Below are 10,265 nucleotides of genomic sequence, written 5' to 3'. Positions count from 1 at the left end.
AGCCTCCGACGGCTCGGCTCCTTTCACCAATCTCAAGAAGATGTTGCTGGTGAAGTAGGGACGCTGTATGCAGTTCTCACAATGGCGCAGGAGAGAACCTCCTGCGCCATGCTGTTTTCCGGCTGCGGTCTTAATTCATTTTATTGAAAGGAGTTACAGATAATGAAGCAGTTTCTAACTTGTGCTTGTGCTCTCTTCCTTTTTTCCCTCGATCCCGTTGCTGCCCAAACATTCCAATGGCAGCACCCGACTCCTGTGGGAAATAATCTGAATGACGCGATAATCCTTCCCTCGGGAACGTGGGTTTTAACAGGTGATGGCTCAACAGTCGCACGTTCCACGAACAATGGCACAACGTGGACTGTGGCCTATCCCGAAACACTCGGCAGCGATATCTACGAATCGATGTTTGTAGATGATAACATCGGCTACTTTTGCACCACGAACGGCACCATCATGAAGACGACCGATGGCGGAGTAACGTGGCAATACCAAAATTCCGGCACGTCGGCGCAACTCTGGTATCTCGATTTCTTCAACGCTGATACCGGACTTGCCGTCGGCGCTTCAAGCACGATTCTGAGAACAACGAACGGCGGTACGACGTGGACGCCGTTCAATCTTGCCACATCGACACTCATCTACAAAGTTCATTACGTCAATGCAATGACGGCATACATCGGCACGTCGTCTGCAACCGTCGGCAGGCTTTTGCGGTCAACGGATGCCGGCCAGACGTGGAACAATGTACCCGGCTATACCGGTGGGGGAACCACCCGCGGCATCTTCTTTATCAATCCCGACACAGGCTGGGTTACGAATTCGTTGTATCAAATCTACAGAACGACGAATGGCGGCACCACGTTCGATCTGCAAGGAACTTTCGGAACGGGCTCATTCTACGAAATCAAGTTTATCAATTCTCTCGAAGGTGTTGCAGCAGGTGCCAGCGGCGATGTGTATGTTACGACCAACAGCGGGGTGACTTGGACTCCGACGAACATCGGGTATAACTCAAATGTCTTCGGGTTGGGAATGTCCGGCGTTCTCGGCAGAGCGGCAGGGGCAACGGGCACAACGACAATTCTCGTGGGTGGCGTCGGCGGGTCTATAGCCAGCAGCACGACTTGGGGAACAACGTGGACCGGTCACACGAATTCCGTTGTCCGCCAGGAGTTGAGGGGGATTCAGTTTCTCAACGCAACGACAGGGTACGCTGTCGGAGGGAGTTTAGTTGCTGCCGATAGTCTTGGTGTGATCATGAAAACAACCGACGGCGGAGCCAACTGGTCGCTCCTCCCGTTCAACCCTCGCTCCCGCATTTACAGTCAGTATTGGATTGATGCGGACACCGGCTATATCGCAACCCAAGGCCCTTCGGGAATGTGGAAAACGACAGATGGCGGAGCAACGTTCAACCAACTCTCGCTCGGCATCGGTGTTGCCACGAGTATCTGGTATAGCGTGAAGTTCCTCGATAGCCAGACAGGATATGTATGCGGAAGCGCAGGCTTCCTTGCCAAAACAACAAACGGTGGCGCAACGTGGACTCCGCAAACCAGCGGTCACGGCGCGTCAGCCATCTATCATATCTTCGTAATCGATGCACAATATGCCGTGACGGTGGGCGGTTCGGGTCGCGTCTTCAAGACGACCGATGGCGGGGCATTATGGAGTTCAATCGGCATCGGCGGAACGACAACCGTGTATTCGAGCTGGTGGTACGATCGTGACACAGGGTATGTAAGCGGTTCGGCGGGCACGATTCGCCGCACAACAAACGGCGGACTCAGCTGGTCGCCGCAAACGATCGGGACCACCGGCATTCTTTATCGCATCTATTTCACCGACCTTCAGAACGGGTGGGCAAGCGGAAGTCTCGGCTCCATCTTCCGCACAACCGATGGCGGCACAACGTGGACACGGGCGACAAGAATTCTGGCGTCGGGCAAGACTCTCTTTGATTTCGACATCATCGCAAACAGAATCTGGGCAGCGGGAACCGACGCAACTATCATTTCCGCCAGTCTCTCGGGAGTTAGTGTTGGTGGAAATCCCGGAACGGTGCCGGAGTCGTTTGCTCTGTATCAGAACTATCCCAATCCATTCAACCCGACGACGACAATCCGGTACGCGCTGCCAGCTGCGGCTTCCGTATATCTCAAAATCTACAATCTCTTGGGGCAGGAGGTAGCAACGCTGGTGAGAGGGTTACAGACAGCCGGGTATCATACTGCATTATGGAATGGCCGGAATACGGATGGGGCTCAAGCGGCAACGGGTGTTTACTTCTATCGCATTGAGGCGGTCAGTTCGGACGGCGGGGCTCGTTTCACGAGCATGAAAAAGATGTTGCTTGTGAGATGATTCTGACGAAAACAAGGCAGGGACATGGCGTTCTCCATGTTCCTGCTTGTTTTTGTATTTTCTGTTTGAATCAATTCCGAATTAGAGCTACCTTGGTTCAAAGATATACCGGAGGTGGTCATGTCTCTCACTTTCTACCCGTCTCACCCGATTCGGACTGTCTTGGCGTTGATTGCTTGTCTGGTCTTCGTAACAACTTCCCACGCGTTCGGTCCGGATACCACAATCTATCAGTACTCTGATAACTTCGAAAGCTATAACATCGGTCAGCGTCTCGCCTGTCAGAATCCTACGAACTGGACTACGTGGAGTCTCATTCCGTGCGACAGTCTTGAAGATCCGATGATCTCTGGGGCATATGCATACAGCGGCACAAAGTCGGTTGTGATCAGTCAACACAACGACTTGGTCATTCGATACTCACAGTTTTACCAGTGGCCGTTGTCGACAATCAGATTCAAGTTTCTTGTTCCAACGGGGAAGAGGGGTTACTTCAATACCTTGGCAACTTTTTCTCCCCCGGGGATTTTCAATTGGGCGATGGAAGTGTACTTCGATTCCACCGGTCAAGGCAGACTGTTTGCAGGTACCTCGACCCCAACGCATTTCGGCTACACTCAAAATGTCTGGCATTCTGTGAAAATCGATGTGAATCTTGGTATTGATTCGGCGCGGTTTAGTGTTAACGACGATGTGATACGCAGTTGGCGGTGGACTCTGGGGGCATCGGGTGGTACAAGTCCGCTGCGTCTTGAGGCCACCAATTTCTATGGTTTTGCGCCCAAGCATGAAATGTACATAGATGATTTTGACTTTCGCCCCCCGCCCATACAATCCACCCCGGAAGGTAACGGCTCCGATGTGCCGAAGTCATTTGACCTATCTCAGAACTATCCCAATCCCTTCAACCCGGCAACAACGATTCAATATGCGCTGCCGAACTCTGCGTTGGTAACTCTGAAAATCTACAATCTCCTCGGTCAGGAGATGGCGACATTGGTTGACCAGACGAAGCCTGCCGGATACCATACCGCGGTATGGGACGGACGCAATCAGCATGGGTCGGATGCAGCAACGGGTGTCTATCTCTGTCGGATTGAAGCTATCGGTTCGGATGGCGCGACTCATTTTCGAAGCATGAAAAAGATGCTGCTTGTGAGGTAGAATATCGGAATCATGCGACAGGACTTGGCGCGGGTTGTCACCCCGCGCCATTTGTTGTTTCCGGACCCATCTCTGCCCGTTGCGGGCTTGCATTTGTCAGAGCCAAATCGTTTCTTTATCCCAAGCTTTTCTCCTTTTTTGCAGGCGTTATGACTCGCTTCCGGTTTTCCTCACTGCTGTTGTTTGCGCTGTTCGTCTCCTGTAGTGCAGTTCAATCGCAACGATCCGACAAATCGATACTTACAGGTACTCGTTTTGACGTTGATATCAACGGCAGAATCATCGTGGCCGACGGGGAGAGGAACGTCCTGCGGCAATATTCCCGCGAGAGAGTTTTTGAGAAGGAAACAGGCGGAACGGGCTGGAACGAAGGCCAGTTCGATCACCCTTCCGGCGTGTGGGCGAGAAACGGTATTGATGTGTTTGTTGCGGATTACGGCAACCATCGCATTCAGCGGTTCGATCGCAATCTTGCGTTCATCTCCTCATTCTCAACCCGTGAACGATCCGATCCCGATGAACGATTCGGATATCCGACAGATGTAGCTGTTTCGCGGTTGGGCGATTTGTTTATCTGCGACAGCGAAAACTCCCGCATCCTGAAAATCACCGGCCTCAGCAAAGTCGAACGGACATTCGGCGGATTTGATGCGGGAAAGGGAAGATTGCGGGCGCCGACACAGCTCGAGATCGGGCCTGACGATAACATCTATGTGAGGGATGGTAATCGGGTAGTCGTATTCGATAATTTCGGCAATTTCATCCTGAACCTCGGCGAAGGTCTTTTCTCGACAGATGTCATGATCTTTGCAGATGAAGCGGGGATTGTTATTCTTGAAGGAACAAAACTGTACGTCTTCGATCGCGGGAACAGATTCGCTTTCGATATGCCGCTTGCAACACTGTTCAGCGATGCTACTCCCGAAATCCGGGCGTTTGTGATAAGCAGGGGAACATTGTATTTTCTCACATCGCAAGGGATAATGACAATTCCCGACCCGCGTGAGATGCATTTTGAGAAATGACAAAGTAGAAAACACACCAACTCATACGGAGGATAGTCATGGCAAAAAGTCTGAACAAAGTAATGCTGATCGGCAATCTGGGAAAAGACCCGGAACTTCGCTACACGACGAGTGGAATTGCCGTCGCAACATTCAGTCTTGCAACAAGCGACTCGTGGAAGGATCAGGAAGGGAACACGCAGGAACGCACAGAGTGGCACAACATCGTTGCGTGGCGGAAGCTTGCCGAAATTTGCGGCGAGTGGTTGAAGAAAGGAAAACGGGTTTATATCGAAGGCCGCATTCAAAACCGCAGCTACGACGACAAGAATACAGGCCAGAAGCGGTATATCACCGAAATCGTCGCCGACAACATGATTATGCTTGATGGTGGTGGTGGTGGCCGTGCTGCCGCTTCGGAGAATTCGGGTGCAGCTCAGACGCCGGCCGAGCCGACGATTCCCGCTGCGCCGGAGGATGATCTTCCTTTCTGATTCCATTCGCATGAACCGAAGACACGTTTCTCTCACTAGTATCATTCTTGCTGCAGCGTTCCTGATTCAGTCGGGAACGCTTTGCGCGTCGTGGCGGAAACCTGTAAGTGCAAAAAACGGAATGGTGGTTTCGGCCGAATCGCTTGCAACGCTGGCTGGCGCAGAGATTCTCAAGAACGGCGGCAACGCCATCGATGCTGCCATCGCCGTTGGCTTCACACTTGCGGTAACATACCCGGAAGCAGGGAATATCGGTGGAGGCGGGTTCATGCTCATCCGCCTTGCGAACGGAACCTCGACGATGATCGACTTCCGCGAGAAGGCTCCGGCAAAGGCGTCGCGCAACATGTATCTGGACAACAACGGGAACGTCATTCCGATGAAAAGCGAACTCGGGCCCCTTGCTGCCGGTGTGCCCGGAACCGTTGCCGGCTATCTGCACGCGCTGGAAAAGTACGGCACGTTCTCCCGCCAACGAGTCATTGCCCCCGCGATTGAAGCTGCGGTCAAAGGGTTTCCACTTTCCGAGCGATTTGTGGAAAGCTTGAAACAAAGTATGAAGGAATTCTCGGCCTTTCCCTCGACTATGAGTACCTTTACGAAGAAGGGAATTCCCTACGAAAAGGGTGAAATCTTTCGGCAACCCGATTTGGCAAACACATTGCGCAACATTAGCGCGTTCGGGGTGGACGGCTTCTACAGGGGCTACATTGCCGAGTTGATTGTTGCCGAGATGCAACGACACGGCGGTATCATCTCGGAGCATGATCTTCGTAACTATCATCCGGTAGAGCGGGAGCCGCTGCTCGGCTCGTATCGCGGGTACAATATCATTACTGCTTCACCCCCTTCCGCTGGCGGAGTTGTACTTTTGCAAATGCTCAACATGCTCGAGCGATTCGATCTGAAGCGCAGAGGGCAGAATTCCTCTGAAACGATTCACCTGTTCTCTGCGGCAGCGCAACGCGCGTACGCAGACCGTTCGGAATTTCTCGGTGACCCCGATTTTGTGAGCATGCCCGTGTCCCAGCTCATCTCAAAGGAGTATGCTCTCACGCGAAGTGAATCAATTGACACGTTGCAGGCGGTTGTCAGTTCGAGTATTCTTCCCGCCACATCTGCCGATTTGGGGCACAGCAACACGACTCATTTCTGCGTGGCGGACAGCTTCGGGAATATTGTCTCTGTAACGACGACGCTGAACGGCTTGTTCGGATGCAAGACTGCGGTTGGCGGGGCGGGCTTCTTTCTGAATAATGAGATGGATGATTTTTCCGTGAAGCCCGGCGCTCCGAATATGTACGGACTTACGGGTGCGGAGGCGAACGCCATTGCGCCGACAAAGCGAATGCTCAGTTCGATGACTCCGACTGTCGTGCTGAAAGACGGCAGGCCGATCTTTACGGTTGGAGGAAGAGGCGGAAGCAGGATCACAACGGCTGTTGCAAATATCATCATCAATGTGATTGACTTCGGGTTGAACATTCAGGACGCTGTGGAATCTCCGCGCATCCACCATCAGTGGGTGCCCGACAGAATTTTCTACGAAACGAACGGGCTTCCGTTCGATGTGATGGAGAACCTCCGGCGAATGGGGTACACGCTGGAGCATACTACGACGTTCAACGCCCGTGCTCACGCCATCATGATCGATCCGGTAACTCGTATGTTTCTCGGCGGAGCCGACCCTCGCGAAGAAGGGGTTGCAATCGGCTATTGATACTCACGTGCGTAATGGGTATCTTCAGGTGTCCCTCTGATGTACTGCTACCATCGTTCGCTCATCAGTGTCAGTAACGCAAATTGTTGGGGGTGGTTCTTTGCAGCAATTCCATCAATTCGTCATTCGTGAGGGTTTCCCTGTTGTTGCGTGTTGGCCCCGCGTGCATTTCTGCCTTTCTGCAACATATTCTTGACATTAATCAGAAGAGAGTGGTGATGAGATTGTCGTTCTATCTGTTGCTGTGTCTTTGTTTCGTTGTCAGCTTGTCAAATGCTCAAACCAATCCTGCACCGCATACGCTTTCGAGCGGCACCTATTCCTTTACAGCGTGGGATGCCTCGAATCCCGCCACAACATACCCGGTCAACATGAGGTTTCACCGTGGCCCCTCGCAGGACCCCGGCTTGGCTGCCGAACCGAATGCCGATTATGTCGGCGCATACAACGGAACGTCAGGAAGCCGCATGAACGGCCTGGGTGCCGACGGCTTTTCGTGGCGGAATATCGGGACGGATGGAACACTCGGCGCGGCTGTACTCGCGCTGAATACAACGGGTGTTTCGAATATTTATGTTTCATGGACAGGCGGCACAGTTGCTATTGACGCGACGACTCGTGAATATCGAATCCGATTGCAGTATCGAGTTGGAACAAGCGGCACCTTCACCGATGTTCCCGGACCTGTCGAATACACATCAACCGCGCCCGCCGGGCACAGCCAGGATTTCGGCCCGACGCTGCTTCCTGCCGCAGTGAACAATCAGCCCGTGGTTCAATTGCGATGGAAGTATTACTATGTTACGGGCGGCAATACGCGTCCGCAGCTTCGTGTCGACAATATTCTCGTCCAGTCAGGGCAACTGCCGGGAGACGGCACAGGAAGCGCCTCGGTTCTGCCCGACACACTCAATGGCGGAACGACGGGCTCGATGCAGGTGATCTACCGGAGAAATACTCAGGTTACGGTTAATGGACTCCGGATTGTTATTCCCCCTGCATTCAACTGGTCGCGGAACCGTTCTGATGTTTCATTCACAAATATGACGGCTGCCGATACAGTAATTGGCGATACGATTTCGTTCAGCAATGTAGTGTTCTCGGCCGATTCAACAGTTGTAACAATCGCCAACATCACCTCGCCTGAAAGCACGGCCATCTATCCGTTCGTCGTTCAATCAAGAGAATTTTCTTTTGCGACTGTCAATCCTATACCGAGGGTTGTAGTATTCGGCCTTCCGATGCCGATTGCGGAAGTGAAAGTGAACGACTCGCTCGGCGTACCGCTTAATCTCAATCAACTCATAACCGTCAGAGGTGTTGTGACGGTGGCGAATGAGTTTGGCGGGCCATCGTATATTCAGGACAATTCGGGCGGCATGGCAATTTTCGGATCCCAGTTTTCCACTGTGGTCGGTATCGGCGATGAGGTGATTGTGTCAGGAATTGTACAACCGTTCTCCGGGTTGTTTGAAATCGTCAATCCCCGCCTGCATTCAATCGTCAGTATTGGCAACGTTGTCACGCCGGTACTGGTCACGGCGAGCCAGATTGCCAATGACGGGATTGGCGGCGTCGAGGAGTATGAAGGGCGGCTCGTTCGAGTCAACGCTGCAACAGTAACAGGCTCAGGAGTGTGGGGGGCAAACACTAACTATCCCCTGATCGACCCGACCGGAACAACCGAGATCAGGATTGATAATAATACGAATATTGTTGGAACGCCCATTCCCGGCGGAGTATTTGATGTAATAGGAGTCGTGGGACAGTTCAAGCAAACGCCGCCGTTCATCGGCGGATACCAACTGATGCCGCGGTTCACAACAGACATATTGTTTTCCGGCCCCATTATCGCAACATTCCCGGTCGAAACGAACATCCAACCCAACAGTCTGACCATTGAATGGGAAACCGCGTATAACGGCTCGTCGTATGTGAGGTACGGAAGAACTTCCTCCTTCGAGCTGGGCGTAATCGGAACGACCACGCCAACGACACAACACAGTGTTCAGATTACAGGGTTGCTTCCGGCAACCGTGTATTACATTCAGGCGTTCTCGGTTTCCTCGGATACCAGTACGGCAACGACATTGATTGCAAGCACGGCGTCTCCAGCACAATCCACAGGAGAAATCAATGCATATTTCTCGAAGAGTGCGAACACGAGTCTTGCCTGGTTCCAGCCGGCGAATCAAAACCAGAATCTCGCGCAACGGCTTATCACGCGCATCAATACCGCGCAACGTTCGATTGACGCCGCGCTATACAGTCTGAGCGGAACACCCGGCAACGATATTGCCAGCGCGCTGGTCGGGGCGAAGAACAGGGGAGTTAGGGTGAGAGTGGTTTGCGAGGATGACACAAGAAATTCGGCGGCGTACAATTTTATTGTGGCGAACGGAATTCCGCTTATTACAGACAGGTTCGATCCGGTTAACAACGGGTTCGGCCTGCATCACAACAAGTTCTTCGTGTTCGACGGGCGGGGCGGAGCAGCCGAAAGTGTGTGGGTGTGGACGGGCTCGTGGAACCCGACGGATCCGGGCACAAATGCCGATTTCCAGAATGCAATCGAGTTTCAGGATCAGGCGATTTCGAATGCCTTCACGATGGAGTTCAATGAGATGTGGGGAAGCGATACCGAAGTACCGAATGCCGCAGCATCACGGTTCGGCGCCAGGAAACTTGACAACACTCCTCACCGGTTTATTGTTGGAGGGAAGGCGGTTGAGGTGTACTTTAGTCCGAGCGACCGCACAACGTCAAAAATCATCAATGAAATCAGCAACGCTGAACATTCCGTCGGATTTCAGCTTCTGCTGGTAACCCGGAACGACCTTGCAACAGCGCTTGTCAACCGGAAATTGGCCGGAAAGAAAGTGCGCGGCAATCTCGACTCCGATTCGGACACCGGGTCACAGTTCGGGTTCCTGGTGAACAACGGGATTGATGTGAGATTGAAGACCGGCGTATCGGGTTTACTACATCACAAGTATGTCATTATCGATGCGGAGAACCCCAACTGGAATGCAGTCACGGTCACAGGTTCGCATAACTGGTCGAACTCTGCAGAGAATTCGAACAACGAGAATACCGTAATTGTTCGTGACGGAAACATCACCAACCAGTACTTGCAGGAATTTGCGGCGCGCTATCTCCAGTTCGGTGGAACAGACACAATACGAGTCAGCGTGCAGGAATCCGGTTCGACGATACCGGCAACATTCTCTCTCGAGCAGAATTATCCAAACCCGTTCAATCCGGCAACGACCATCAAATTTGGCATTCCGACTTTGAGTTTTGTATCGCTCAAGGTGTATGATCTTCTCGGAAAGGAAGTTGCCACGCTTGTGAGCGAGCCATTGAATGCCGGGGGCTATACAGTCGAATTCAATGCCGGTGGTTTGGCGAGCGGTGTTTATTTTTACAGGATACAATCGGGTTCGTTTTCTGCCACCAGGAAACTTGTGCTTGTCCGCTGAGTTACAGCGGAGGTTCTTTCTCATACTATTGGAG

Annotated in this window: 6 protein-coding genes; all 6 read left to right on the top strand. The window is 52.6% G+C overall.

The window, feature by feature from the left end:
* Positions 1 to 162 precede the first annotated feature (162 nt).
* The 6 genes from KF749_16685 to KF749_16660 all read left to right on the top strand — a co-directional run bounded on the left by KF749_16685 (position 163) and on the right by KF749_16660 (position 10,231).
* A complete protein-coding gene (locus KF749_16685; GenBank protein ID MBX2992790.1) occupies positions 163 to 2,367 on the top strand; it encodes a T9SS type A sorting domain-containing protein in 2,205 nt (734 codons plus the stop codon).
* A gap of 120 nt (positions 2,368 to 2,487) precedes the next feature.
* Complete coding sequence (locus KF749_16680) at positions 2,488 to 3,531, top strand: T9SS type A sorting domain-containing protein (protein ID MBX2992789.1); 1,044 nt, start codon at positions 2,488 to 2,490, stop codon at positions 3,529 to 3,531.
* Between the two features lie 149 nt (positions 3,532 to 3,680).
* A complete protein-coding gene (locus KF749_16675; protein MBX2992788.1) occupies positions 3,681 to 4,556 on the top strand; it encodes an NHL repeat-containing protein in 876 nt (291 codons plus the stop codon).
* 38 nt (positions 4,557 to 4,594) lie between these two features.
* The gene (locus KF749_16670) at positions 4,595 to 5,029 is read left to right on the top strand and encodes a single-stranded DNA-binding protein (GenBank protein ID MBX2992787.1); all 435 of its coding nucleotides are present in this window, start codon (positions 4,595 to 4,597) and stop codon (positions 5,027 to 5,029) included.
* A gap of 10 nt (positions 5,030 to 5,039) precedes the next feature.
* Positions 5,040 to 6,749, top strand: a complete 1,710-nt coding sequence (ggt, locus tag KF749_16665; GenBank protein ID MBX2992786.1) for a gamma-glutamyltransferase — start codon at positions 5,040 to 5,042, stop codon at positions 6,747 to 6,749.
* Between the two features lie 218 nt (positions 6,750 to 6,967).
* On the top strand, positions 6,968 to 10,231 hold the full coding sequence (locus KF749_16660) for a T9SS type A sorting domain-containing protein (protein MBX2992785.1): 3,264 nt from the start codon (positions 6,968 to 6,970) through the stop codon (positions 10,229 to 10,231).
* Positions 10,232 to 10,265: the final 34 nt, after the last annotated feature.

The organism is Bacteroidota bacterium (genome assembly GCA_019637975.1).
Classification (GTDB): Bacteria; Bacteroidota; Ignavibacteria; order UBA10030; family UBA6906; genus CAADGV01.
This window is presented reverse-complemented; position numbering and strand designations above follow the sequence as displayed.